This window comes from Vibrio sp. STUT-A11 (assembly GCF_026000435.1).
Taxonomy (GTDB): Bacteria; Pseudomonadota; Gammaproteobacteria; order Enterobacterales; family Vibrionaceae; genus Vibrio.
Genome location: NZ_AP026764.1, coordinates 233,320 through 259,895, shown reverse-complemented (window position 1 = coordinate 259,895; position 26,576 = coordinate 233,320). Strand labels below are relative to the sequence as shown.

The window sequence follows — 26,576 nt, the reverse complement described above, 5'->3', positions numbered from 1 at the left end:
ATTAACGTGTAAAGGTTTATTGAATGAAAATTATACAGCCCGCTTTTGCAGGCACACTGGAGTCCAGTGATCTGCAAGTTCGTATTGAGCCTAACCCTGAAGGTGTGATTGATATTGCTCTAGACAGTTCGGTGCAGAAGCAGTTCGGTGCTGCTATTGAAAGTTTGGTTCGTGAAGTGCTCAGTAGTATGGGCGTGGAATCTGCCCAGCTTGAGATTGAAGACAAAGGTGCCTTGGATTGTGTGATTAAAGCTCGAGTCCAAGCAGCAGTAATGCGCGCTGCCGAGAATAAAAATATTGAATGGGGAGCACTATCATGAGTCAATTACGTCGCAGCATGCTGTTTGTTCCTGGCGCTAACGCCGCCATGCTGAGCAACACTTTTATCTACAAGCCAGATGCCATCATGTTTGACTTGGAAGATTCCGTCTCTATTCGCGAAAAAGACACCGCAAGAATGTTGGTGTTTCATGCGCTGCAACACCCGTTTTATAAAGATGTTGAGACTGTGGTTCGCGTCAATCCTCTCGACTCTGAGCACGGCCTTAATGATCTTAATGCGGTAGTTCGCGGTGGTGCTGACGTGGTACGTCTACCTAAAACCGACAACGCTGAAGATGTGCTGGAGATGGAACGTCATATCACAGAGATTGAGCGTCAATGCGGTCGAGCAGTAGGCAGTACCAAAATGATGGCAGCCATTGAGTCGGCTAACGGGGTTAATAACGCTGTAGATATCGCACATTGTTGTCCGCGTCTGATCGGTATTGCGCTTGGTGCTGAAGATTATGTACGTGACTTGCGCACCCAGCGCTCTCCTGAAGGCACTGAGCTTTTGTTTGCCCGTTGTTCGATTCTGCAGGCGGCTCGTTCGGCTGGAATTATGGCGTTTGATACGGTTTATTCTGATGCCAATAACGAGGAAGGGTTCTTACGTGAAGCCGAGCACATCAAGCAACTAGGCTTTGATGGCAAGTCGTTGATTAACCCACGCCAAATCGAAATAATCCATAACGTATTTGCCCCAACGCAGAAAGAAGTGGACTACGCCATTCGCGTGATTGAAGCCGCGAAAGAAGCCGAAGAGCAAGGTCTCGGTGTGGTGTCCCTTAACGGCAAAATGGTCGATAGTCCAATCATTGAGCGCGCGCGCTGGACTCTTCAAAAAGCAGAATCAGGTATCAAACAGTAAGGCAGTATCATGGCAGAATTTGAATTTAATCTAGACCTTCCTCACTCGTCATCACTGACCGCATTTGGTGGTGCCAACCGTACCACGCCTTATCTGGCTGATGCGAACGCAAAAACGGGTCGCAAAATGAAAACGGACCTTGAGCAAGCGATCTGCAACTCAGGTCTACAAGATGGGATGACCATCTCTTTCCACCACTCATTTCGTGGTGGGGATAAAGTCATCAATATGGTGATGGAAACGATCGCTAACATGGGTTTTAAAAACTTAACGTTAGCGCCGAGTTCACTAACCAGCGTCCATTCGCCTATCGTTGAGCACATTCGTAATGGTGTGGTGAGTAAGCTTTATACCTCGGGCATTCGCGGCGAACTGGGCGAGGCGATTTCGAACGGATTATTGCAAGAACCTGTGCATATTCATTCCCACGGCGGCCGTGTTCACCTGGTACAAAGTGGTGAGCTGAACATTGATGTCGCCTTTATCGGTGTTCCTTGTTGTGATGAATTTGGCAACGCCAATGGCATTCATGGTCAATCTCGCTGCGGATCGCTAGGTTATGCCAAAGTGGATGCTCAGCATGCAAAACATGTGATCATGCTAACTGAAAGTTTAGCACCTTATCCCAACCATCCTGCGTCTATCACGCAAGATTATGTAGATGCGGTAGTGAAAGTCTCTGAAGTGGGTGACCCAGCCAAAATTGGTGGCGGTGAAACGCGCCTTACCAGCAATCCACGTGAACTTCTGATCGCCAAGCGAGCGGCGGATGTCATCATCAACACACCTTATTTCAAACAAGGCTTTAACCTACAAACCGGATCTGGTGGTGCGTCGTTAGCGGTCACTCGCTTTTTAGAAAATGAAATGGTGAAACAAGGCATTACAGCTGAGTTTGCGTTAGGTGGCATCACCTCAACTATGGTAGCGATGCACGAAAAAGGTCTGATTAAACATTTACTGGATGTGCAATGTTTTGATGCGGGTGCGGCGGACTCATTAGCGCGCAACCCAAATCATATTGAGATTTCCGCTAACGAATACGCGAATCCATCCTCAAAAGGTGCGGTAGTTGACCGCTTGGATATTGTGATTCTTAGTGCGTTAGAAATTGATACTCAATTTAACGTCAACGTAATCTCTGGTTCTGATGGTGTCATTCGCGGAGCTTCTGGCGGCCACTGTGATACCGCCGCAGGCGCAAGTCTAGCGATTGTCGTTGCGCCACTTGTTCGCGGACGAATTCCAACTGTGGTGAGTCGCGTACTTAATACAGTAACGCCGGGTGAATCAGTGGATGTGTTGGTGACCGATCACGGTGTGGCGGTGAATCCAAAACGTGCGGATGTACGTGAGCAGTTAGAAAGCAAAGGTGTAGAACTGGTAGAGATTGAAGATCTTTATCAGCGCGCCATGACTTTAACGGGTGAACCAGTGCCGATTGAATTTGAAGAGCAAATTGTGGGTTATGTTCGCTACCGTGATGGTTCTGTGATTGATGTGATTAGGAGAGTAAAACAATGACCTTTGATCGCCAAGCACACGCGGTTGGGCTTGACGAAGTATTGGAGAGTAAAGAGGCTCGAATGAAACGACAACATGAGTGGCTTAGCCGCCACTCATCGCCTCTCATCTCCTTTACTGTCAATATTCCCGGCCCATACAAATTAACCCCAAGTTCACACAAAGTGTTTGAACAAGGGGTGGAGGCCATTAGCCTGGCTTGTAAGCAACACGGCTGTGACATAGCAGCGCGCCAGTTACTGACTTTAAATACTGGCCCAGAAGGGGTCTTTGCGGTGAAAGCGGTCAGCGCATCAGTACTCAAAAAGTTGATGATTAGAATTGAGTCATGTCACCCGCTGGGTAGGTTGATGGATCTCGACGTAATAGGCGAAGACGGCAAAATTATATCGCGCAAAGGGAAACAAATGCCGCGTCGTAAATGCCTAATCTGCGAGCAAGATGCTGTTGTCTGTGGACGCAGTCATCGTCACACGCTCTCTGAACTGACTTCCGTCATCGATCAAATGGTAAGAGAACATGAATACAGCGCTTAATCTTTTAGTGGGCACTGAGCACTTTTGCAGTACACCTGTTCAGGCTGATCGCTCAGTCCGTGTTGACCTGTTCAAATTGGTATCTGAGCTGGCTTATCATGCGATGCTGGTGGAAGTGCACTTGACGCCGAAACCGGGGTTAGTGGATTTGCTCGACAATGGCGCCCACAATGATATGGATGTGCGCCTTTTTGAACGCAGCGCTGAAGCTATTAAGCCTTTTATTCATGACTTTTTGAGTGCCGGTTTTGAACATCGTTCGTTTATGGCTGACAGCTTACTATCGGTATTAAGGCCTATTGGTGTCCAGGCGGAGCAGGCGATGTTTAAAGCCACTGAAGGGGTCAACACGCATAAAGGAATGATCTTCAGTCTTGGGCTGATATGCGGCGCCATTGGCTGGTTGAAAGGCAAAGGCTTAACGCTTGATTCGATTCATGTTAGCCAGGTAATCAAACGTTGTTGCGCAACGTTAGTGATTGATGAACTGAAACGTTCAAATCGTACTGCCGAGACCCATGGTGAAACGCTCTACCAACAATATGGCTTGACTGGCGCTCGCGGAGAAGCCGCATCTGGCTTAGCCACTATTACCCAGTTTAGCCTTCCAGCTTACGAGCAGGCGATCGCCAAAGGAAAAACCACTGAACACGCATTGTGGCAAACTTTGCTGGTTTTAATGGCGAACAACCAGGACACCAATGTGGTCTCTCGTGGTGGCATGCATGGACTGCGTTTCGTACAAAATGCAGCTTGGCAACTTTTGCAAAAAGGCGGCAGTGACCATCCTCAACTAGAACAAGAGCTTATTGAGCTCAATCAGCAGTTTACTGAGCGACGCCTGAGCCCCGGGGGGAGCGCAGACTTGTTAGCAATGACCTGGCTTTTAGCGCAGTTAAATCAGCTCAATAAACACAGCCGTTAAATCGACAACAGTGGAAAAATAAGGAATTCACTTTCATGGAAATGTATACAGATGTTCTTGTGCTCGGCATTGCTGGCAATTTTGCCGGCCACCTACAGCAAGCGGGAGAGGCGGCGGATTTTGCCCAGATTGAAGGGGCAGACCTTGCCATGCCGCAAGCACTGTTTCCTATTTACGTGCCTGCTGAGAGCAGCTCATTCTTAACTAATTTCCCGCTCAGTCATGATGCAATTCAATTGCCTCTGGATGTCGATAATTTACAAATTGAACCAGAAGTGGGGCTGTTGTGCGATGTCATCTATGATCAGAATAATCACGTCGTTGATTTACTACCTCAAGCATTTGGTGCCTTTAACGATTGCTCCATTCGCCGTCCAGACGCTAATAAGATCAGTGAGAAAAAGAACTGGGGAACAGCGTCAAAGGGCATTGCCAAAACCATGTTGCCGATTAGCGGTTTTTCTCGTGGCGGAGAGATTGATCAATATCGGATTGCAAGCTTTCACCAGCGCGGCGAAGCGTTTGAACTGTATGGTGAAGATTGCGAAATCTCTGGGTACACCTATTTCTACGAGACCTTGCTTCATTGGATTAGTGAGCAGATGAACCAGCAGCAAGACATAGGGCCTAAAGAAAATATCAAGCAGATGATTGCTGAAGCCAACCACCCGTCGCAGGTGTTGTTGGCGCTAGGTGCGACGCGCTACACGCCTTATGGTGAATCTAACTTTTTAGAACGTGGCGATGTGAGCATGGTCGTGGTTTATGATCAGCGCAGTTATACCCCTCAGACAATTCGTCAGTTGGCGACCGCGAATGATCTTCAAAAACAGGGTATTTCAGCGGTGGTACAAACCGTGTTCTAACACGTTTTACATGATATTTGTAGGGCAGTGTTGACGTTGGTCTTCACTGTATTTTGCCTAACATCCGCAACATTAATATGCGAATGTTAGGCTTTTCTTTTTCCAGCTAGAGTAATAGCAAATTGTGCTGGTTATTTTAACGTTAAATTCGATGTTCCCTGATTATGAATTAGTCCCGTGACAGCGCTTTATTTCTGAAATCAGCGCTTTAGCCAATGGTGAAGCCGAGTTGTTTTTTAACGTGATTAGCATGACCGGAATTTGATAGGTGTATTTTTCCGGCAGGATAGGTTTAAACAACCCCTTGTCGACCCAATTGCTGGCGTAGTGCTCGGGCAGGTAACCGATAAACGAGCCGGATAAAATGAGATGAGCAATTCCCTCATCGTGATAGGCGGTAGCGCTATTTTGGTAATTCAGCGCATCGTTGCGAGTTTCCTTATCTCGCATATAGTTACTGGTGATCACTTCTGCTTGTTGTAAAAGTGTCTTGATTTCAGAAGGCTTACAGTCGAACAGCGGGTGGCCTTTACCGCAATACAAATAGTTCGTTTCGTTATGCAGCGGATAATAGTCGAGCCCCCTTAATTGGTGGCGACTGACGCCGATCCCGACCAGCGAGCGACCATTGGCTACGGACGTTTCAACTTCGCGCGCCTCACAGACGTTAATGTCGAACTGTAGGTTGTTGCTTCGGCTTTTTAATGATGACACTACCTCTGCCACGCGGCAGCGCGGATCGTTGACTAAGGTGTCAATCATGGCAATCGTTGCTCGACCCGAGAGTTCATTTTTCGAACTTGCGACGGTCGCAGCAAAAGCTTCACACTGCTGAAGTAATTCCAGAGATGCCTGATAAGTCACATGCCCTGCCTCCGTTACCTCAAAACCGCTTCGACCACGTTTACACAGATTAAGTCCAAGACGTAACTCCAAATCAGACAAATGTGAGCTAATGGTTGAACGCCCAATGTTTAGGCGGGATTCTGCAGCTGATAAACCACCGCATTCGACGATAGCAACGAATATCCTCAGCATACGTAAATCGACATCTTGAACCTGCATGGAGTGACCTCTTTCTATGTTGACCTTTTAGTTCGATAAAGTCGGAATGAACTACGAACATTATGCTTTTATAAAACATCCAGAGCAAGCTAGCATAGGTCCATAAGTAACGTGATAGCAAAATATCGTCTGTTAGGAGAACAAAATGACGTTTAGATATGGTGTAGACCGACTAAACCTAGATATCGTAAATGGAATTGCTGACGGCAGTATGAAAGCTGAACTGTGTGAAGAAGCGCTGGATAAGATCAATGCAAGTCGTCGTAATGTAGACATCATTGCAGCTTCTGATAAGGCGGTGTACGGCATCAATACTGGTTTCGGTCCTCTATGTGATACGCAAATCTCACCTGAAGAAACGCATCTACTACAAAAAAACCTCCTGATTACCCATGCGGTTGGTGTTGGTGAGCCAATTGCTAAACCAATCTCAAAACTGATGCTGATTACTAAGGTGCATGCGTTAAGTCAGGGCTACTCGGGCATTCGCCTAGAAGTGGTTCAGCGTATGTTGGCGTTTATCGAACTAGACCTTATCCCTGTGGTTCCGGAGCAAGGTTCTGTTGGCGCATCAGGCGACTTAGCGCCTCTTTCTCACCTGTTTTTACCACTGATTGGTGAAGGGGAATTCTGGCAGGGAGACCGCATTGTTCCTGCAGCGGAAGCACTTCGTGAAAACGGCCTAGAGCCTCTTGAGCTGCATGCTAAAGAAGGTTTGGCACTGATCAACGGCACACAATTTATTCTGTCTCATGCGATTACCGCGCTAACAAAAATGCGTTACCTGCTGGATCTGGCTGACCTGGCTGGCGCGATGAGCATTGAGGGCATGCAAGGCAGTGGCTCGCCATTCAGAGAAGAGCTTCACCTGACGCGTGCGTTCGCGGGTAACATTGAAGTCGCGGCTCGAATGAGACGCTTCTTCCAAGGTTCAGAAAACATGGCTTCTCATGCTGATTGTGTTCGCGTGCAGGACCCATATTCACTGCGTTGTATTCCGCAAGTGCATGGTGCTTCTCGTAACGCCTATAACCACTTAAAAGAGCTGGCTGAAATCGAAATGAACTCTGTAACTGATAACCCTATTGTTATCAGTTCTGAAGAAGCAATTTCAGGTGGTAGCTTCCATGGTCAACCTCTGGCGATGGTATTGGATTACGCTTCAATCGCAGCAGCGGAGCTGGGCAACATTGCAGACCGTCGTTGTTACCTACTTCTCGAGGGCTTACACGGTCTACCGCGTCTATTGACCTCATCTGGTGGTCTTAACTCGGGCATGATGATTCCGCAATACGCGACAGCTGCGCTGGTTACTGAAAACAAATCACTCTGTTTCCCACCGTCTGCTGACAGCGTGCCGACCTCAATGGGTCAGGAAGATCACGTTTCTATGGGTAGTATTTCAGGTCGAAAACTGAACCAAATCTTAGGTAATTTGGAAAAGATTTTTGGCATCGAGCTGATGTACGCTGCACAGGCGATAGAGTTCAGACGTCCGCACAAATGTTCAGATCTGATCGAAGAAAACTTCCAGATTATTCGTGAGAAAGTTGCCAAGCTAGAAGAAGATCGCCTGCTTAAGCCTGATATCGATGCGATGATTACACTGGTTAAAACACAAGCATTTAATGTGAACTAAGGGAGACGCACAAAATGGAAACAGTATTAAATTTTCAAGACCAGATTAAGCAAGGACTCCCTAGTACACTGCCGGAAGCAAAGCCTTATCCGGAAGGCGTAAACCGCGCGCCAAAGCGTAAAGACATTCTGAGCCCTGAAGAAAAGCAACTGGCTATTCGTAATGCATTGCGTTACTTCCCGAAAGAGTGGCATCAGGAATTGGCAGCGGAGTTTGCTCAAGAGCTGAAAGATTTCGGTCGTATTTACATGTACCGCTTCAAGCCAAGTTACAACATGAAAGCGCGCTCTATTTCAGATTATCCAGCCAAGTGTGAGCAGGCAGCGGCCATCATGCTGATGATCGACAACAATTTAGATCCTGCTGTTGCGCAGCATCCAGAAGAGCTTATCACTTACGGTGGTAACGGTGCGGTATTCCAGAACTGGGCACAGTACCTGCTGACCATGAAATACCTGAGTGAAATGGAAAGCGACCAGACGTTGCACTTGTACTCTGGTCACCCTATGGGTCTGTTCCCGTCGTCTGAAGAGGCACCACGTGTTGTTGTTACTAATGGCATGATGATCCCGAACTACTCGAAGCCAGATGACTGGGAAAAATTCAACGCACTAGGCGTAACTCAATATGGCCAAATGACGGCTGGCTCGTTCATGTACATCGGTCCTCAGGGTATCGTACACGGCACCACTATCACGGTAATGAACGCGTTCCGCAAGGTTTTGGAAAAAGGTCAAAGCCCGCAAGGTAAGATCTTCCTGACAGCAGGTCTTGGCGGTATGAGCGGTGCGCAGCCTAAAGCAGGTAACATCGCAAACTGTATTACAGTATGTGCAGAAGTGAACCCGAAAGCGGCGATTAAGCGTCACGAACAAGGTTGGGTTGATGAGTTGGTCGACAACATGGACGCATTGGTTGAGCGTGTTCGTCACGCTCAGTCTAATGAAGAAGTGGTGTCGATTGCCTTTATCGGTAACGTGGTTGATGTATGGGAAGCTTTCTATGAGAAGGAAATCTTCGTCCACCTGGGTTCAGACCAGACGTCACTACATAACCCTTGGTCAGGCGGTTACTACCCGGTTGATATCAGCTACGAAGAATCTAACCGTCTAATCCGTGAAGAGCCTGAAGTGTTCAAGGTAAAAGTACAAGAGACTCTGAAGCGTCATGCTGATGCAGTAAACAAACACACAGCTCGTGGCACTTACTTCTTTGACTACGGTAATGCCTTCTTGCTTGAAGCTTCTCGCGCTGGTGGCGATGTGATGGCTGAAAACGGCATCGACTTCAAATACCCTTCATACGTGCAGGACATTCTTGGTCCTATGTGTTTTGACTACGGTTTTGGTCCATTTCGTTGGGTTTGTACTTCAGGTAAACCAGAAGATCTAGACAGAACCGATGCGATTGCTGCGGAAGTGCTAAGCAAGATTATGCAAGAGTCACCAGAAGAAATTCAGCAGCAGATGCAAGACAACATCACTTGGATCAAAGATGCGAAACAGAACAAAATGGTTGTAGGCTCACAAGCTCGTATTCTTTACGCGGATGCGCAAGGTCGTATGGAAATCGCGAAAGCATTTAACGATGCGATCAATCGCGGCGAAATCGGTCCAGTGGTACTTGGTCGTGACCACCACGATGTAAGTGGTACTGATTCACCGTTCCGTGAAACGTCGAACATCTATGATGGCAGCCGCTTTACTGCTGACATGGCAATTCACAACGTAATCGGTGATGGTTTCCGTGGCGCGACTTGGGTTTCTATCCACAACGGCGGCGGCGTAGGCTGGGGTGAAGTGATCAATGGCGGCTTTGGTATGTTGCTTGACGGCAGTGACAGCGCTGAGCGCCGATTGAAGTCTATGCTATTGTTCGATGTTAACAACGGTATCGCACGTCGTAGCTGGGCACGTAACAAAGAAGCTAAATTTGCGATTCAACGTGAAATGGAAAGAACACCGAAGCTTAAGGTGACGTTAGCGAACCAAGTTGACGATGACATTATCGATAACTTGTCTTTCTAAGTAACCCACACAGGGCTGAATCGAAACAACCAAAAAGGCAGCGAATTTCGCTGCCTTTCGTGGTTAAAAAATACAACGGCGCGCTATATTTCTCCCCGAAGAAAAGGCAATTTATGATTCATCTCTCTTTTTTATTATTTATAAATTGTCGTTTGACGATGGTTGTCCACAATGGCGGTTATCCACGTGCAACAGAAGATTGCCGGGAATAACAATAATTACAATGCTGCCATACTGGAAGAAACATGAAAATCAACCCCCTCCCACCTTTAAACAGCCTAGTTGCGTTTGAAGCGTCGGCTCGACATTTAAGCTTTACGCTCGCAGCTGACGAGCTGAATGTGACTCAAGGCGCAATCAGCCGTCAAATTAGACAATTGGAAGATTACTTAGGTAAAGCGATGTTCACTCGTGCCAATCGCAGTATCAACCTAACGCCGACAGGCTTGCAGTATTATCAGTCGATAAGTCAGTCTTTGCTCGATATTGCGCAGATCACCGGAGAAGTGAAAAAGTGGCAAGGGGAGCAGAAAATTACCGTCGCTACGACCAATGCAATGGCTGCCCTATGGCTATTGCCAAAAGTGGCGGAGTTTCAAAATGAACATGATGATATCGATATACGAATTCTGGCGTCTGATAACGTACTGGATTTAAGACGCCTAGATTGCGATATCGCACTGTTTTACTGCAAAACACCACCCGCCGAAATGGAAGTGACGACACTTTTCTCTGAAGAAGTTTTTCCGGTTTGCAGCCCACTGTATTTAGAAAAGATTGGTCAACCGACTGAGGCTGAAGAGATTTTTAATAAAACGCTGCTTTATCTCGAAGAGTCGCAAAGGGACTGGGTAAATTGGGAAGAGTGGTTTGCAAGCGTAGATTTACCGAATATTGTCCCTCGGAACCGAATGAACATTAATAACTACCCTATGTTGTTACAAGCAGCAATTAATGGTCAGGGTATAGCGTTAGCTTGGGGCTCATTAGTTGATGATTATTTGCAAAGTGGTGCGTTGGTTCGGCCTGTCGAGCATGTTCTGTCAACACCATCGAATTTCTGTATGTTGGAGCCTAAAGACAGAGGTTTAATCCCTGCGAGTGTGAAACGCTTTCGCGGTTGGTTGTTGCAGCAATTACCGGATGAAGTCGGTGATCGCGGGTTAGCAGAAACGGTCGAATCGACCATTTCCTAGATGTAAAAAGTCGTAGATACAAAAAAGCGGGAGCTAAGCACTCCCGCTGATATATTTTTATTCTGTTTTGTTTACGTTAGCGCTGGGTTTTGATCAAGCGTTGGATTTTTAGCAGCTGTTGAATCAGCGGTTATGGTTTGCTGAATCGCCGTCTTACTTTCTACAAGTGGCTCTACTGGTCCATCAAGCTTGGCCTCTTCCGGGTGGACGTGTTCTGGCAACATCGCCCAAGGCTTCGGCTCACGTCGAATACTATGGAATAAAGTTAAACTCATTACCGCAATAAAAATAGCGATTGGAAAGCCAGCGATGATTGACGCAGTTTGCATTGCTTTCAGTCCTCCTGCGTACAGCAGTACACCAGCTATCGCGGCGATCATTATTCCCCAAAGTACTCGAATGGATTTGGGAGGTTCGCTATCACCCGCCGCATCTAAGGTACAAAGAACCAAAGTTCCTGAGTCAGCGGAGGTAATGAAATAGGTACCCAGCAGCAAACACGCTAATACACTCAGTGTTTTGCCAAACACACCGGTATCTAGGTTATCGAACAACGTAAATAATGCGCGAGTGGTATCCGCTTTAGTTGCTTCGAGAATGATTCCGCCCGTAAATGCGTCTGGTGGCGTTTGGCCAGCTTCTTGAGCTGCAACCACTTGAGTTTCATACGCTACGCGAGCATCTTGCTCAACTTTTAGTGCGGCACCACCGAAAACAGAAATCCATAAGAAAGTGATTAGTGTTGGTACGATTAAAGCACCACCTATCAGTTCACGAATCGTTCTTCCTTTAGAAATTCGCGCGATGAACATGCCAACAAATGGCGCCCAAGTCATCCACCATGGCCAGTAGTACGCTGTCCACCAGTTTTGCCAGCCTGAGTCATTTTGGGCGTCACTCCATAAGCTCATACCAACAATATTTTGCACGTAAAGACCGGTGCTCTCTAAAAGTGTGTTCAGAATGTAGCGTGTTGGGCCAATGTAAAGTACAACAATCACCAGCAGCAAAGATAGCAACATATTCCATTCAGAAAGGCGACGAATCCCTTTACCGACGCCAGAAAGAACTGAGGCAACCGCACAGGTACATAAAGAAACGATAATGATCAGTTGAGTGCCTAACCCGATATCTAAACCAAATGTTTGATTTAGCCCCGAGTTGATTTGAATCACGCCCATACCAAGTGTCTGGGAGATACCAAAGGCCGTGACTGCGACAGTAAGAATATCGACAGTGTGGCCGATTGGACCATAAATACGGTTGCCAATAAGGGGGTACAGAATAGATCGTAAGGTAAACGGCAGATCTTTACGGTAAGAAAAGTAGGCCAGAGCAAGCGCAACAATAATAAAAACTGACCAAGGGTGTAATCCCCAATGGAAGAAAGTCAGTTTCATCGATGTTGTGGCAGCTTCATTAGTTAAACCCTGTGTGAACGGGTTGTCCGCGTAGTGCCACATTGGTTCAGCGACTGACCAGAAGATCAAACCAATCCCCATACCGCCAGAAAACAGCATGGATACCCATGACAGGTAACTGAACTCGGGCTTTTCGTCGTCCTTACCTAATCGAATATGCCCATAGCGGCTAATCATTAAATAGAGCAGAAAACCGACGACTAAAGAAACGAGTCCGATATAAAACCATTTCATATTCTGCAACAGAATACCGGAAATAGATTCGAAATATTGACCCGCTTGGTTAGCTAGAATGGCGCAGAAAAGTACAAAACCGATGACGATGATCTTAGATGCGATCGTCACAGTCGGATTGAGTCCTTTTAGTATCCCTGTTGTTGCTCTCATAGGCGTCCCTCACAGTGTTTTTTGTATGCAGTGTTATCGTTTGTTGTTTTATTGTTAATTTTTCTGGGAGATTAGAGAGAGCTATGCGTTGTTTCAACTGATTAATACTCATCAATTAATGATTTTTAGTCATGCCATTAATATTTGTGCAATTTTTAAAGATGCATGCTTGTCCCAGATCAATGCATGAATGATAAAAACTCATCCATACCCTCCAAAAAAGTCGTTTGTTTGTTGCTGGTTTGTTAATCAGAATCGGCTCCATTGACACAACACGATGTTGTCCGCAATGGATGCAACTCGACTTTCGGAGATAAGAATATGAGCAATGTCAACCAAACCCTAATTCCTGTTGAACTCGTCGATAAGGTTCTTAACCCAATCAGTGAAGCGACTGGGATGCCAAACGATGCCTACATAAATGAAGACTACTTTACGTTTGAACGTGATCAGGTATTTGGTAACACGTGGGTATGTATTGGTTTTGCCTCTGACCTTCTTAAAGACGGTTACGTGATGCCGATAGACTTCATGAACCTACCGCTGTTAATGATGAGAAATCGTCAGGGTGAAGTTCAGGTCTTTCATAATGTGTGTAGTCACCGTGGCATGAAGCTAGTACATGAAGCGGGTGAAGTGCAGGGCATGATTCGTTGTCCTTACCACTCATGGACTTACGATCTAGACGGTAACCTAAAAGGTACGCCGCATATTGGCGGTATCGCACAGCACAAAGATGACCGCTTCAAGTGCGAAAAGCACGGGTTGAAGCCACTGCGTTCAGCAATTTGGATGGACATGGTGTTCGTAAACCTTTCAGGTGATGCGCCAAGCTTTGAAGAACATATCGCACCGCTAGAGGAACGTTGGAAGCCATTTTTAGGCGAAGACGGTATGGGCCTTTTGCGCCGTGTGAACATGGGCGGCAATCTAGAGATCGAAGTTAACAGTAACTGGAAGCTGGCAGTTGAAAACTACTGTGAAGCCTACCATTTGCCTTGGGTTCACCCGAGCTTGAACAGCTACTCGCGCCTGGAAGATCACTACAACATCATGTTTGAAGAGCGATTTGCAGGCCAAGGTAGTCTTGCTTACAACCTGTCGGATACCGCTGGTACACATTTGCCGAAGTTCCCTAGCTGGCCAGAAGACAAACTTCGCCATGCAGAATACGTTGCACTATTCCCGAACGTGTTGTTAGGAATTCAGGCTGATCACGCGTTTGCGATGATGATTGAACCAATCAGCGCTGGTAAAAGCATTGAGCATCTACGTGTTTTCTATGTCGGTGACGAAGCAACCAAAGACGAATTTGCAGCTTGCCGTACTGCCACGGTTGAATCTTGGCGTGTGGTATTCGGTGAGGACATCGGTGCTGTTGAAGGTATGCAGCAAGGTCGTCACTCACCAGGGTTTGGTGGCGGTGTATTTTCTCCAGAAATGGATGTTCCAACGCACTTCTTCCAAACATGGTTAGCAAAACAAGTTAAGTCGGCAATGGAGCAGTAGTATGACTCATTACCTAAATTACATTGATGGTGAGTGGTGTGACTCAGAGCAAACCCTCACGGTTATCAACCCAGGTACAGCGGAGCCGTACGCGACGATAGCTGAAGCGAATATCGCAGACGCTGATCGTGCAATGGCAGCAGCTCGTCGAGTTGTGAATCAAGGGCTCCTGTCGGATGTTCGTCCAGCAGTAAGAACTGAGTGGATGCTAAAAGCTGCGGCGGCTATTCGTGAAATGGTCGATGAAGGCGGATTAGTGGCATGTCGTGAAAATGGCAAATCATTACAAGACGCAAAAGATGAGTTCATCGAATCGGCACGTTATTTCGAATACTACGCAGGCATGGCGGACAAACTAGAAGGCACTTCAATCCCACTGGGGAAAGATTATGTCGACTTTACGCAATATGTGCCGTTTGGCGTAAGTGTACAGATAGTGCCTTGGAATTTTCCGGTATCCATTTGTGCGCGTTCGCTCGCGCCCGCTTTAGCTGCCGGTAACGCAGTAGTGATTAAATCGCCAGAGATTTCACCACTGGCAATGACCTTACTGATTAAAGCCATCGAAAAAGCCGGTTTTCCGAAAGGCACCATCAACTTGCTTTGTGGTAAAGGCTCAGTGATTGGTAGTCACTTAGTGCAGCACCAGGAGGTCGACCAAATCGTCTTTACTGGTTCGGTTCCAACTGGCCAGCGAATTCTAAAAGATTCGGCGCACAGAGCAACGCCATCGGTAATGGAACTGGGTGGTAAATCGGCGGCTATCGCACTGAAAGATGTCAATCTGGACTTACTACTGAAAAGCGTCCAGGTCGGTATCTACTTTAATGCCGGTCAGGTTTGTTCGGCTATGTCTCGATTGCTGGTTGACAAAGACCGTTATGAAGAAGTGAAAGCCGCAGTGGTATCAATGGCTGAAGGACTTTCAATTGGTCAAGGCGAAAGCCAGCCTGATATCACACCGTTGGTTTCTGCTGATCAGCAAGCACGAGTGCTGGAAATGATCGAGCAAGCACGAGCAGATGGCGCGAACATCCTTACAGGTGGTTATGCACCGGATTTGTCTGGCTACTTTGTCGCGCCGACAGTCATTGAAGCCACTCCAGACATGCGTATTGCGCAGGAAGAAGTGTTTGGTCCTGTACTGGTGGTCATGCCATTTGAAACCGAGCAAGAAGCTGTGGCAATGGCCAATGGTACAGAGTTTGGCTTAGTTGCTGGTGTATTTGGTGAGAGCATGAACCAAACCTTGCGCGTTGCTCAACAGCTACGTGGCGGACAAGTGTTCATTAACGAGTGGTTTGCTGGTGGCATAGAAACCCCATTTGGCGGTGTTGGGCTGTCCGGTTTTGGACGAGAAAAAGGGCAAGAAGCGATTTATAGCTATGTCCATACGCGCAACATTGCTATTCGTTTGCAGCAATAGAGCGACGCTTAGCCTACGTGTAACTGATTTCTTCGCCTCACACCTTCTTGGATTTCAGACCACAAGATGGTGTGAGTGCGATGAAACTTTCACTTTTCTATGAGTAAGTAGTGAACACGCACGGGAAATTGGAACAAGGTAGTTGGAGAAAAAGTGATGAAAAAGTGGCTCTGTATTATTTGCGGCTTAATTTACGATGAAGCCCAAGGTTGGCCTGCTGATGGGATTGCACCAGGAACGGCATGGGAAGATGTGCCGGATGATTGGTTATGCCCAGATTGCTTGGTTGGAAAGGCTGATTTCGAAATGATTGAAATCACGGGTGATGTGATTGAAGAAGAGGTGGTTGTGCCTGTTTTGTCGGGTACGGATTCAACGCCATTGGATCAACCACTTCCTCCTTCAGTGAGCCAGCCTGTCTTTTCGACGGATCCTATTGTCATTATTGGCAGTGGACATAGTGGCTATCAGTTGGCTTCGGCGCTTCGAGCTCAGTCTGCCAATGTTCCGATTACCGTCTTTACCTGTGACGATGGTGCTCTGTACAGTAAACCAGCGCTTTCGAATGCTCTGGCCATGGGTAAAAATAGTGATGCACTGCAAACGGAAAGTGCATTGGAGTGGGAGCATCGTTTAAATATTCGAGTTTACCCACATACCCGTGTCGAGCATATTGATCGCGCTAACTCAACATTACACACATCGATTGGTCAGTACCGTTATAGCCGCCTGGTGCTAGCGACGGGAGCATCACCGATCGAAATTCCTATTGAAGGTGACCGTTCGTACGTGGTTAGCGTCAATGATCTGGTCGATTACCGTCGCTTTAGATCTCAACTTCAAGGTAAAAAGCGCATTGCTATTCTGGGTGATGGCTTAATTGGCTGTGAGTTTGCTAACGACCTGATTGAAAGTGGTTTTGAAGTCAGTGTCATTGGTTTAGGGCAGTGGCCAATGGAGCGCCTGATCCCACAGCAGTTGGGCGAATCACTACAAAATGCACTAAGCGAACGTGGCGTACAGTGGTTACTGCAAGACAGCATTGCGAAAATTGAGCCAATGGCTGACACCAGCGCGGAACTCCACCTGACGAGCGGGAAAAAGATCACCGCGGACTTGGTCCTTAGTGCTGTGGGGCTTAAACCTAATGTTTCTCTGGCTGAGCAAGCAGGGCTGGAAATTGGCCGCGGCATTAAAGTAAACCAATTTGCCCAGACAAGTGATGAAAACATTTACTCGTTAGGGGACTGTGTTGAAACCGAACAAGGCTGGCAGCCGTATATTGCGCCTATCAACCAAATGATTCCGTCTCTGGCGAAGAGCCTATTGGGTGAAATGACGCCTATCGCGTTAACGCCAACACCAGTGATTGTGAAAACACCGATTCTTCCGTTGACCATCTTCCCTGTCGCACCTAATGCACAAGGACAGTGGCACATAGAAAAGCAGGGTGAGGAATTAACAGCAGCGTGTTACTCGGTGGAAGGTTCGATGATTGGATTTGCACTGCTAGGTCGAAAAGTCCAGTCTCTGCGCTCGCCTTGGCTCGAACAATTATCACTAAAACAATCTGCGGCGTAACGGAGGCCGATAATGATTCATTTACCAAACGATGATGCAACATGTGGCTGGTATCATGCGCTACCCAAAACGCCAGCAAAACCTTCGTTGCAAGGGAATATAAATGCAGATTACGTGGTATTGGGCGCTGGGTTTGCGGGTCTTGCGATCGCGAGACGTTTAGCTGAGCATGAACCTGATGCACGAATTCTCTTGATTGATGCGCAGCGCATAGGTCAGGGAGCCTCCGGGAGAAATTCTGGCTTTGTTATCGACTTACCGCATAAGTTTTCTCTAGAGCATCCGGACCCAGCTCACAAGCAGAAGTTACTGGCGTTAAACCGTTCTGCGATCGGTCAATTAGATTGTTTGATCAGCAAATACAATATTGATTGCCAGTGGTCAGCAAAAGGTAAATATCAGGGCGCGGTTGGAGAAAGGGGCGAGGCTTATCTCGATCACTTTGAGCACTTGATGAAAGACTTGGGCGAACCGTATTTCCACGTGGATCGAGCAGAACTTGCAAAAGTACTCGGTACAAATTACTACAGCCGAGCCATTTACACTCCAGGTGGCTATTTAATGCAGCCAGCAGCACTAGTTCACGGCTTGGGTGAGAGCTTGCCTGATAACGTAGAAGTGCTAGAAAACTCTCCTATTCGCCGCCTGAGTAAAGAGAATGACAATTGGGTGTTGCATGGCGATAAAGGTTCAGTTCGCACACCAGAATTGTTACTAGGAACCAGCATTTTTACTCGAGAGTTTGGCTACCTGAAAAATCGACTGCTTCCGGTGATGACGTTCGCGAGCTGGACACGTCCTCTGACGGACGCCGAAATGCAGCGTTATGGTGGTGAACTGAACTGGGGGCTGACTCCGGCTGACCATGCTGGGACGACGCTGCGTATGACAGCGGATCGCCGAATACTGATTCGTAATACTTACAAACACGTACCTAAGTATGGCTCAAGTGTCAGTGACAAAATGAGGCAGAGTATTCAAGAAGATCATCGTCAAGTGTTCTTGGCCCGTTATCCAGAACTTGCTGATGTACCGTTTACTCACACATGGGGCGGCGTTTATGCCATCTCTCGTAACTTCACCAATTTTTTTGGTCAACTAGACCAAGGTGTTTACGCCAGTGCTTGCGATAACGGCGTTGGAGCTGCATGGGGAACCGTATCCGGCACTTTGCTTGCGGACTATGCCGTGGGGGCAACCTCCAAATCGTTGGATGACATACAACAAGTAACCGGTATGCCTAGCCTGAATCCGCCAGAGCCGTTTTTGGGTATGGGAGTGAGGAGTCGTATTCAATTAGCTAAGTGGCAAAGCCGGAGTGAATTATGAAGCAAGTAAAACTCGTTGATAGCAAAACACTCGACTTCAACGTGCGCGGTGATACTCCTGGCATGGCTTATGTAGCAAGAGCGCTCAGCGCGGAGATTTCACCAAATATTGGTGTTGGTTTTGCTAAGTGGGAAGGCGCAGAAGTTGCGTGGACGGTACTTTATGATGAAGTGGTTTTCGTCATAGAAGGGTGTTTTGAACTGACCGCAAATGGAGAAACCCATTTTGTTCGCCCCGGACAGATGCTTTGGATTCCTGAAGGTACCGAGTTAGTTTATGGCGGACACGCGTTATTTGGTTATGTGGTACACCCGGGAAACTGGAAGGAACTGCACGGCATTGAGTAAGACGAGCAGAGGTTTGTAGGCATGACTTTTCATGTTTTTAGGCTGCTAAACTGAGAACTAGCATTGAGTCTCGATTAAAAAGGGAAGCCTGACCTGAGCTTCCCTTAAATCTTTACATCATTCTAGGGCACAAGGTTTTTATTTGAATTCAAATTTGCCTTGCATGACTGCCCAGTGACCAGGGAATGAGCAGAAGAATGAGTAGTCACCGCCCGCGGTCATTTTTTCTGTACTGAACGTGATGCTTGTACTTTCTCCGCCACCAATGATGTCCGTGTGGGCATAAACTCGCTCGTCATCTGGCTTAACGTAGTTATTATCAGCGCCTGCATTCATGCCGTCGGTACCAACTGCCTGAATATTCGCTGTATCTGCAATAACAACGTTGTGACCCATTGACTGTGCTGGCATTTTACCTGTGTGGTTCAGAGTCAAAGTGACTTCACTACACGTTGCCGGAACACTCAAGGTTTTCTCTGAAAATTGCATCATATCGTTAGCATCTAGTGATACCTCACACTCGGCACTGGCTTGCGCGCCAAAGCTTACCCCAACAAGTGCAAAAGTTGCTGCTAATAAACGTAAAGACATATAACACTCTCCATTTTATATTTTTGGCTGACTGGTTTCATATGAACCAATAGTTCTCATTATCAACGAGTTAATAGCGTAAAACTGTGCTGTGAGCGGTACGTTGACACTTTGTTGCAAACTTATACTCATTCATCTCTATGATTGATCACATGAAGCATTGCGAGTGGAAACTGCACAAAATAAGAGACAGATAAAAAATAGCAGGTGATTTGGTATTAAGCGAAAAATGAAAAAAGCTCAACCATTAGGCTGAGCTTATTGTGAAGAGCAGGTGTGTTATCGAGTTTGCTTCAATTCTTTCAGCACATCGTGTAGCGAAGGGACGATAGAGTGACCGAATTGGCGTACTTCGTCACATGGCTCTACCAAATCTGGGATCTGATAAGTCGACATATTAGCGGCGACAGCAGCACGCACACCATTGTTTGAATCTTCAAAAGCCAGGCACTTAGTCGGTTCAACATTCAGTCTGTTGGCAGCAAGTAAGTAGATTTCCGGGTCAGGTTTACCATTGCTTACTTCACAACCTGTCGTCAGGTTGTCGATATATTTGCTCAATCCTGCCAGTTCAAGTTTGATCTTAGCGACATCCTTAGCTGTCGACGTCGCAACTGCGATAGGCAAACTCTGCTCTTTCAGCCATTCTAGCAGCTCTACGACTCCCTCTTTTACAGGAATCGCCTGGTGCTTGACTACAGCGTTGTAACGGGTTCGCCATTCTTGATGCAGGCGGTCCAGATCATTTCCATAAGCTTTGCGGAAAATGGCTTCAATACCTGCGGCATTACGTCCGATGATTGACAGGTATACTTCCGTGTAAAAAGGAAGTTGTTGTACTTCGCAGGCCTCTTGGAACACGCGCATACAGACGCGTTCAGTATCAAGAAGCAAACCGTCCATATCAAAAATAGCAGCGTGATAATTCATTACTTTGCCGGTTTGTTGAGTGATGGGGTATTCTGACATAAGTCACACTTTATTTCTCGCCAATTTAAACTGGTCGCGTGTTTACAGCATTGATTCTGTCCTTCAAGCATGCAGTTTCCTTTGTGAAAATCAGAGATAAATTACGAGTAAAAAGCAGAATTCTTTAGTAGCATGTTACAAAAGATTTAAATTCAGTTGATTAGGGAAGCAGGCAATGGAAAAACAACGTGTAGCATTTATTGGTTTGGGTGTAATGGGCTACCCAATGGCAGGCTATTTGAGTAAAGCTGGCTACGAAACCAAAGTATACAACCGCACAAAAACGAAAGCTGACCAGTGGGCAGAAGAATACAACGGTGTTGCCTGTGAAACACCTGCACAAGCGGCAGAAGGATGTGACATCGTATTTACTTGCGTAGGCAATGATGATGACGTTCGTAGTGTGGTTTATGGCGAAGAAGGGCTTCTGGTTGGTCTTAAACCGGGCGCGGTATTAGTCGATCACACCACGACTTCAGCAGATTTGGCTGTCGAACTGGCGGACGCTTGCACTAAGGTTGGTAATCATTTTATCGATGCCCCAGTTTCTGGTGGTCAGGCGGGTGCTGAAAATGGTGTTCTAACCATCATGTGTGGCGGTGACTCGAATGTCTTTGAACAGGTTGCGCCTGCGATGGATGTCTACGCTAAACAAATTACGTTGCTGGGTGAGAATGGCCAGGGGCAACGATGCAAAATGGTCAATCAAATTTGTATTGCCGGCGTACTGCAAGGCTTGAGTGAAGCACTGCTACTGGCTCAAAAATCTGGTTTAGATATTGAACAAGTTGTCGAAACACTGAAACATGGTGCTGCTGGGTCATGGCAAATGGAAAACCGTGCCAAGACCATGGCGCAAGATAAATTCGACTTTGGCTTCGCGATTGACTGGATGCGCAAAGATCTAGGGTTCTGTCTTAAAGAGGCTGAGCGTGTTGGTTTGCAGCTTCCGTTAACCCAAATGGTTGATGAACAATACGCTGACTTACAGCTTGACGGTCTTGGACGTATGGATACCTCGGTACTTATTAAAGCCGTGGCTAAAGGTTAACAGGCCCTAGTAATAGATAAACAACTCTTGAGTATCGAAGAGCTTAAAGAAGTCGAAGTTAATCATACTTATCTCCTTACGAATTAGAGGTGCGTAAAGCACCTCTTTTTATTGGTATTAACTTAGGGCTTGTAGGGAAGATTATTATGGATAGATTCTGGTGGAAAGCGGATTGTACTTATTGAATTGATAGTCGGTGACTATGTTCCAGAACTGGATGAAATCAGAAAAGTACTATGTTGAACTGCTTGAATTTAAGAGTGAAATGGATGTTGAAGCGTAAGGATAGCCAGTTGCTAAAAACGAGTGCTTGATTCAGAGAGCCGTTGCTTTTGTGAGGCAATTCGTTTCTGTGAACCAAGCATCTCGGTGATGATTGAGTATGAGCCTATTGGGTGTGTCGCTTACACCAAAAGGCCAAAGTTAAGCGTATTTGACTTCGAGCTGTTCTGCTTTTGAGAACCCCTCGTGAGTGGCAAGTTGGTTTCCATAACTTTCAATATTAGGAAAATGTTTGCTCATGCCAAACTTATGTACCAATTCCACGATGAAAGACATCATGATGTCTGCCCCGGTTAAGCGTTCCTCGACCAGATAGGTTTTCTCTTCCAAAGCTTGCTCGAAGTAACTCAAAACACTCATGGTTTCTTTATCTGCATAGCCTGATAAGAACTCTGTTTGAGTTGGTTCTTTGCTTACAAAGACTTTGAGCAATATTGGTAAAATCGCCGAACTTTCAGCAAAGTGCATCCACTGCAAGTACTGCGTATGAGCTTTCGTTCCGCGTTCTGGAGTAAGTTGACCATCGCCGTACTTTTCGATCAGATACTCTGTAATTGCGCCTGATTCAATGATGATTTCACCGTCATCTTCGATCACTGGTGACTTACCTAGTGGATGCACACTTTTAAGCTCTGGAGGAGCCAAAAAAGTCACTTTGTCACGTGTATACGGTACGACTTCGTAGCTCACATTAAGCTCTTCGAGTAACCAGATAATGCGTTTCGAGCGAGACTGATTGAGATGGTGAAGTTTAATCATTCTTTATCCTATATTTACAGAGGGTTGTTTACCTGTACAACAACTTTGCCGAAGTTTTTTCCTTCGAGCAGACCGATGAACGCATCAGGTGCATTTTCCAGACCTTGTACGAGTTGTTCACGGTATTGGATCTTTCCTTCTGCCAACCACTGGTTCATGTCTTGCGCAAATTCATCGTAACGGTGTCCGTAGTCATCAAAAATGATGAATCCTTGAACTTTGATTCTCTTTGTCAGAATGTTAACCATCAGTAGTGGCAGGTGGTCTGTACCTTGTGGAAGCTCGGTCGCATTGTATTGAGAAATCAAACCACATACAGGAATACGAGCGTTTACATTCAGCAGCGGCATAACGGCGTCAAACACCTTGCCTCCAACGTTTTCAAAGTAAACATCGATGCCGTTGTCACACGCATTTTCCAATTGTTGCGCGAAATCGTCGGCTTTATGATCAATACACTCATCGAAGCCAAGTTCTTCTTTAGCATAGCGACATTTATCTTCACCACCGGCAATACCGACTACGCGACAGCCTTTAAGTTTTGCAATTTGACCGACCGTTGAGCCAACGGGGCCGGTTGCTGAGGCAACGACGATAGTCTCACCTGGTTTTGGCTGACCGATATCAAGCAAGCCCATGTATGCCGTAAAGCCTGGCATACCTGCTACGCCTAGGGCGTATGAAGGGTTTTGCGGATTTTTGCCCAATTTAATGACCATTTCGCCTGTTGAAATGGCGTAATCTTGCCAGCCAGTATAAGCAAGCACCCACTCACCAACTTCATAATCTGGGTGGTTGGAAACTTCTACCTGAGACACGGTACCCGCGACCATGACGTCGTCAATCTCAACAGGGGCCGCGTAAGATTCAGCATCACTCATACGACCGCGCATATAAGGGTCTAGTGACAGGTAAACGGCTCTTAACAACATTTCACCATCTTTTGGCACTGGCTTTACCACTTCTTCCAGTCTAAAGTTTTCAGTTGTTGGTGCACCGTGTGGACGTGATGCAAGTACGATTCTGCGGTTAAGTGCGTCTGTCATGTTATTTTCACCTTGAATTAGACCGGTCGTCTAGTTTTTGTTGCAAAATATCCCGCTGTGAGAGCGGGAAAGTATTTTGTGTCTGCAGAAGGCTAGCCTCAAACAGACACTTATAGGTTTGTTCTCTTAATGCGTTGAAGACACTTACGATAAAGTGCGTGTATTCTGCAATAGATCTTGAGTATAGGTCAGACTCTGCGTCAGTGCCGTCTGATCTTGATACAGCTTGTTGAGTAAGCTTGCACCATTCCAAAGGTAGTAGAGTTGCCTTGCTAACAAAGCGCTGTCACCATTTGCAATCGATCCGTCTTGAATGCCAACATCAATACAGTCCGCGATGGCTTGAATTGATTTGTCGGCTCCACGACGCAGTGCAAGTCGCATTGGTTCGGAAAGGTCTGACACTTCAGCGCTAAGTTTAACTAACAGGCATTTGTTCGCATTACACACATTGTTTTCGACTTTCGCAAATTCCTCAAAGTAGCTCATCAGACGTTGGTATCCGTTGCGATCAGTATTGGTAAAGAGCTCATCTAACTTGTGGAAATAGCGATCAAAGTAAGCCTCAATCAAAGCCTCACCAAACTGCTCTTTGGATTTAAAGTAATGGTAAAACGAGCCCTTTGGCACTGCTGCCGTTTTTAGAAGCTCGGAAAGTCCAACGCTCGTAAAGCCTCGGGTTACGATTAACTCGTATCCGACCTCGAGAATATGTTGGCGTGTGTCGTTAGTCTTTGCGTTCATGGGACGTACTATAATTAAAATTAGACCAGTCGTCTAGTTTATTTTAATTAACTCGAATTCAATAGCGAAAAGTGAGTCAGTATCAGGGTAAATCTCCCGAATCAGTTGCTTTAACTTTGGTAACTCCATGGCTTCTTGTTCAGCATGGAACTCGTTGATTTCATCAAAGTTAAGTGGATTTACCGATAGGATCTTGATGTCACAGACCTTGCGGTTAGTCTCTAAAGTAAAGACTTCCACTTCGGTATTTGGGATGTAGTGACTTTCTGACTTATCTCGTATCGTGATGGTTTTTTTGCCCGATCTGATCAAAGGGGTCAGAAATTCAAAAAAGGTAATGGTTGTTGGATGAGATGACATGTTGTGCTCGCTTCTCAAGGTTATTTGACTGCATTATATAACCTCGAGGTGCATATTTCAGTGTGTGGCTTGTCAATCCTCTGTTGGCGAAACCTCACCAATTTAGCCTTTTCTTATGATATACAGCCCTTTCGCGAAAAAGTAACCAAGTAATATGCCGCTCCAGTTAGTGCTGAGGTCGCCGACGCTAAACGTACGGTTAGCAATAAAAAACTGGCTAAATTCCTCCAAAGAAGTCATCAGTAGCAGACACAACAAAAGGCGAACACCAAAAGTATCCGTTTTGTTAGAACTGGCAAAGCGGGGAAAGGTAAACACCGCAAAAAAGCTAATTAACAGGCTGAACGTAAAATGGAGCGTCGTTGAGCCACCGACATAATGCTCCATATTGAGGTAGGTCGCATGACTCAAATCGGAGCTTTTCCAAAGCGAAAGGGTAACAGTCAGGAGCGATACGAAGCAAAAACTGATGCGTGCAATCATTGGTGACATAACTAACCTACTGGAAAGAAACCTAAATAACGTTTAACAAAGTACAGTGCGGCAAGGTTTTGTATCGCCATACCGATTGCCATTGCCCAAGCTGCACCGATGACGCCATAGCTATAGCATAAAGCGATCAATAGCAAAATGGAGATGGTTCCAGATCCGATGGTGATGTATTTCATGGTTCGTTCATGCCCACTCATCAAAAGCAGAAATCCCACCGATCCAGTGGCGACGTTAATTAATTGACCGAGAGAGAGTACGATTAGAAGTGGGGCGGCAGCGATAAACTCTTCGCCAAAAAAATTCAGTACAAATACAGGGAAAAGCGTACAAATCAACACTGGAATTAATGCGGCAGCAATGTTCATCCGGCATGCCATTCGGCTAAGGTTACGTAATTTGCCCATTTCACCTTCTTTATACAGAGACGCAAACATCGGAGCGACGACAAAATTAATCGTGATTAGCACAAACCCGATCAATAGTGAGGTTCGTTGTGCTGCGGCTAATAAGCCAATCTCTGACGCCGATATGAAGAAACCGGCGATGACCAAGCCTCCCCACTGAAGCATGTTGTTAAAAACACTTCCTATCCAGACTTGTTTGGCTGAAGCAGCGAGTTGGCGATTCGGCGTTGACGTTGGTTTACGAAATTGTCCCGATCTAACCCAGTTTACCGTCGATGTTGTCGCAACAATAACGCATGCTAGTAGCAGAGCAGCCATCAAATAATTTAGGTTTTGCATATCAAACAAGGCTAACGTTGCAATAAAAAACACCATCAACATACTCACGCCTAATTGCAGAGCAAATAGGGAGGAGAGCACATTCTTACTCGCTTGCAAGACTCTGCTATTGGTTTGGCCAAGTACTAAAAATGGCACACAGAGTAAGGCGATCGCAACGGCGGTTAACGGGGCTCCGGTCTTATTGACGGTGTCCGGAAATAGATAAAATCCGGAGCACAGCACCAGCCCTGCAGGGAGACAAAATGCAAGACTTCGGAACAGCGCTGTTTTGTAATTATCGCTTTGTTGTTGAACATCGTTGCCGCTGAATGCAATGGCGTTATATCTCACCAAGGCTACGTCAAAACCCAACTGAGAAATAATCGCGGTCAGCGATACCAGATTAAATAAGAAGAAAAACTGGCCAGCGGTCGACGCATCTGTGGTTCGCGATACCATGACGGCGAGAAGAAACGCAAATAGTGCGCCGCAGACTTTGGTGAGCGCAGTTTTTAAACCAAGTGAAAGCAAACTTTTTTGCTCGCTAGGGGCTGATAGTCTTTTTTGTTGAATCGCTTGAAACATGT

General features: G+C 46.4%; 25 protein-coding genes and 1 pseudogene. 16 read left to right on the top strand and 10 right to left on the bottom strand.

Features of this window, described 5'->3' with window-relative positions; genetic code table 11:
- Positions 1–23 precede the first annotated feature (23 nt).
- From citD to OO774_RS16860, 6 genes are read left to right on the top strand one after another with little or no spacing between them, the layout of a single operon-like run.
- The gene (gene citD, locus OO774_RS16885; protein WP_264907706.1) at positions 24–320 is read left to right on the top strand and encodes a citrate lyase acyl carrier protein; all 297 of its coding nucleotides are present in this window, start codon (positions 24–26) and stop codon (positions 318–320) included.
- Positions 317–1,192: a citrate (pro-3S)-lyase subunit beta gene (gene citE / locus OO774_RS16880; RefSeq protein ID WP_264907704.1), complete on the top strand. Its 876-nt coding sequence runs from the start codon at positions 317–319 to the stop codon at positions 1,190–1,192. The genes citD and citE overlap by 4 nt, the downstream gene beginning before the upstream one ends.
- Before the next feature lie 54 nt (positions 1,193–1,246).
- Entirely contained in the window at positions 1,247–2,716 is a 1,470-nt protein-coding gene (citF, locus tag OO774_RS16875) for a citrate lyase subunit alpha (protein WP_264908717.1), read from the top strand.
- Positions 2,713–3,252, top strand: coding sequence for a citrate lyase holo-[acyl-carrier protein] synthase (gene citX, locus OO774_RS16870; RefSeq protein ID WP_264907702.1), 540 nt, complete (start codon positions 2,713–2,715; stop codon positions 3,250–3,252). Before citF ends, citX begins: the two co-directional genes overlap by 4 nt.
- Positions 3,236–4,177: a triphosphoribosyl-dephospho-CoA synthase CitG gene (gene citG, locus OO774_RS16865; RefSeq protein WP_264907700.1), complete on the top strand. Its 942-nt coding sequence runs from the start codon at positions 3,236–3,238 to the stop codon at positions 4,175–4,177. Before citX ends, citG begins: the two co-directional genes overlap by 17 nt.
- Before the next feature lie 35 nt (positions 4,178–4,212).
- A complete protein-coding gene (locus OO774_RS16860; protein WP_264907698.1) occupies positions 4,213–5,043 on the top strand; it encodes a DUF5718 family protein in 831 nt (276 codons plus the stop codon).
- 162 nt (positions 5,044–5,205) lie between these two features.
- On the opposite strand, the gene OO774_RS16855 is transcribed toward OO774_RS16860, so the two are convergent.
- Positions 5,206–6,108, bottom strand: a complete 903-nt coding sequence (locus tag OO774_RS16855; protein ID WP_264907696.1) for a LysR family transcriptional regulator — start codon at positions 6,106–6,108, stop codon at positions 5,206–5,208.
- A gap of 145 nt (positions 6,109–6,253) precedes the next feature.
- Here OO774_RS16855 and hutH point away from each other — a divergent pair, with 145 nt between their 5' ends.
- The 3 genes from hutH to OO774_RS16840 all read left to right on the top strand — a co-directional run bounded on the left by hutH (position 6,254) and on the right by OO774_RS16840 (position 10,970).
- The gene (gene hutH, locus OO774_RS16850; protein ID WP_264907695.1) at positions 6,254–7,747 is read left to right on the top strand and encodes a histidine ammonia-lyase; all 1,494 of its coding nucleotides are present in this window, start codon (positions 6,254–6,256) and stop codon (positions 7,745–7,747) included.
- Between the two features lie 14 nt (positions 7,748–7,761).
- Complete coding sequence (locus tag OO774_RS16845) at positions 7,762–9,774, top strand: urocanate hydratase (protein WP_264907693.1); 2,013 nt, start codon at positions 7,762–7,764, stop codon at positions 9,772–9,774.
- Positions 9,775–10,019: 245 nt separating this feature from the next.
- Complete coding sequence (locus OO774_RS16840; protein ID WP_264907691.1) at positions 10,020–10,970, top strand: LysR substrate-binding domain-containing protein; 951 nt, start codon at positions 10,020–10,022, stop codon at positions 10,968–10,970.
- 71 nt (positions 10,971–11,041) lie between these two features.
- On the opposite strand, the gene OO774_RS16835 is transcribed toward OO774_RS16840, so the two are convergent.
- Positions 11,042–12,778, bottom strand: a complete 1,737-nt coding sequence (locus OO774_RS16835; RefSeq protein WP_264907690.1) for a BCCT family transporter — start codon at positions 12,776–12,778, stop codon at positions 11,042–11,044.
- Positions 12,779–13,099: 321 nt separating this feature from the next.
- On the opposite strand from OO774_RS16835, the gene OO774_RS16830 reads away from it, so the two are divergent.
- From OO774_RS16830 to OO774_RS16805, 6 genes and pseudogenes are all read left to right on the top strand, one after another.
- Entirely contained in the window at positions 13,100–14,287 is a 1,188-nt protein-coding gene (locus tag OO774_RS16830) for an aromatic ring-hydroxylating dioxygenase subunit alpha (RefSeq protein ID WP_014234888.1), read from the top strand.
- Position 14,288: 1 nt separating this feature from the next.
- On the top strand, positions 14,289–15,713 hold the full coding sequence (locus OO774_RS16825) for an aldehyde dehydrogenase family protein (protein ID WP_264907687.1): 1,425 nt from the start codon (positions 14,289–14,291) through the stop codon (positions 15,711–15,713).
- A gap of 156 nt (positions 15,714–15,869) precedes the next feature.
- Positions 15,870–16,031, top strand: a pseudogene (locus OO774_RS16820) (rubredoxin); the annotation flags it as partial.
- Complete coding sequence (locus tag OO774_RS16815; RefSeq protein ID WP_264908715.1) at positions 16,020–17,294, top strand: FAD-dependent oxidoreductase; 1,275 nt, start codon at positions 16,020–16,022, stop codon at positions 17,292–17,294. The pseudogene OO774_RS16820 and the gene OO774_RS16815, both read left to right, overlap by 12 nt.
- A 12-nt stretch (positions 17,295–17,306) precedes the next feature.
- The gene (locus OO774_RS16810) at positions 17,307–18,623 is read left to right on the top strand and encodes an FAD-binding oxidoreductase (RefSeq protein WP_264907685.1); all 1,317 of its coding nucleotides are present in this window, start codon (positions 17,307–17,309) and stop codon (positions 18,621–18,623) included.
- Positions 18,620–18,970: a cupin domain-containing protein gene (locus OO774_RS16805; RefSeq protein ID WP_264907684.1), complete on the top strand. Its 351-nt coding sequence runs from the start codon at positions 18,620–18,622 to the stop codon at positions 18,968–18,970. The genes OO774_RS16810 and OO774_RS16805 overlap by 4 nt, the downstream gene beginning before the upstream one ends.
- Positions 18,971–19,108: 138 nt before the next feature.
- Here OO774_RS16805 and azu read toward each other — a convergent pair whose 3' ends face one another.
- Entirely contained in the window at positions 19,109–19,561 is a 453-nt protein-coding gene (azu, locus tag OO774_RS16800) for an azurin (RefSeq protein WP_264907682.1), read from the bottom strand.
- A 279-nt stretch (positions 19,562–19,840) separates the two neighbouring features.
- Entirely contained in the window at positions 19,841–20,491 is a 651-nt protein-coding gene (locus tag OO774_RS16795) for an HAD family phosphatase (RefSeq protein ID WP_024372859.1), read from the bottom strand.
- 214 nt (positions 20,492–20,705) lie between these two features.
- Between OO774_RS16795 and OO774_RS16790 the strand changes: the two genes are divergently transcribed.
- On the top strand, positions 20,706–21,581 hold the full coding sequence (locus tag OO774_RS16790; protein WP_264907680.1) for an NAD(P)-dependent oxidoreductase: 876 nt from the start codon (positions 20,706–20,708) through the stop codon (positions 21,579–21,581).
- 423 nt (positions 21,582–22,004) lie between these two features.
- On the opposite strand, the gene OO774_RS16785 is transcribed toward OO774_RS16790, so the two are convergent.
- The 6 genes from OO774_RS16785 to OO774_RS16760 form a co-directional block, all read right to left on the bottom strand.
- Positions 22,005–22,622, bottom strand: a complete 618-nt coding sequence (locus tag OO774_RS16785) for a glutathione S-transferase family protein (RefSeq protein ID WP_264907679.1) — start codon at positions 22,620–22,622, stop codon at positions 22,005–22,007.
- 14 nt (positions 22,623–22,636) lie between these two features.
- Positions 22,637–23,668: an NADP-dependent oxidoreductase gene (locus tag OO774_RS16780; protein WP_264907677.1), complete on the bottom strand. Its 1,032-nt coding sequence runs from the start codon at positions 23,666–23,668 to the stop codon at positions 22,637–22,639.
- Positions 23,669–23,812: 144 nt separating this feature from the next.
- The gene (locus OO774_RS16775; protein WP_176292538.1) at positions 23,813–24,412 is read right to left on the bottom strand and encodes a TetR/AcrR family transcriptional regulator; all 600 of its coding nucleotides are present in this window, start codon (positions 24,410–24,412) and stop codon (positions 23,813–23,815) included.
- Between the two features lie 33 nt (positions 24,413–24,445).
- Entirely contained in the window at positions 24,446–24,772 is a 327-nt protein-coding gene (gene yqfB, locus OO774_RS16770; RefSeq protein ID WP_264907674.1) for a N(4)-acetylcytidine aminohydrolase, read from the bottom strand.
- A 102-nt stretch (positions 24,773–24,874) separates the two neighbouring features.
- Positions 24,875–25,264, bottom strand: coding sequence for a VanZ family protein (locus tag OO774_RS16765; protein ID WP_264907672.1), 390 nt, complete (start codon positions 25,262–25,264; stop codon positions 24,875–24,877).
- Between the two features lie 2 nt (positions 25,265–25,266).
- Complete coding sequence (locus OO774_RS16760; protein ID WP_264907671.1) at positions 25,267–26,574, bottom strand: oligosaccharide flippase family protein; 1,308 nt, start codon at positions 26,572–26,574, stop codon at positions 25,267–25,269.
- Positions 26,575–26,576: the final 2 nt, after the last annotated feature.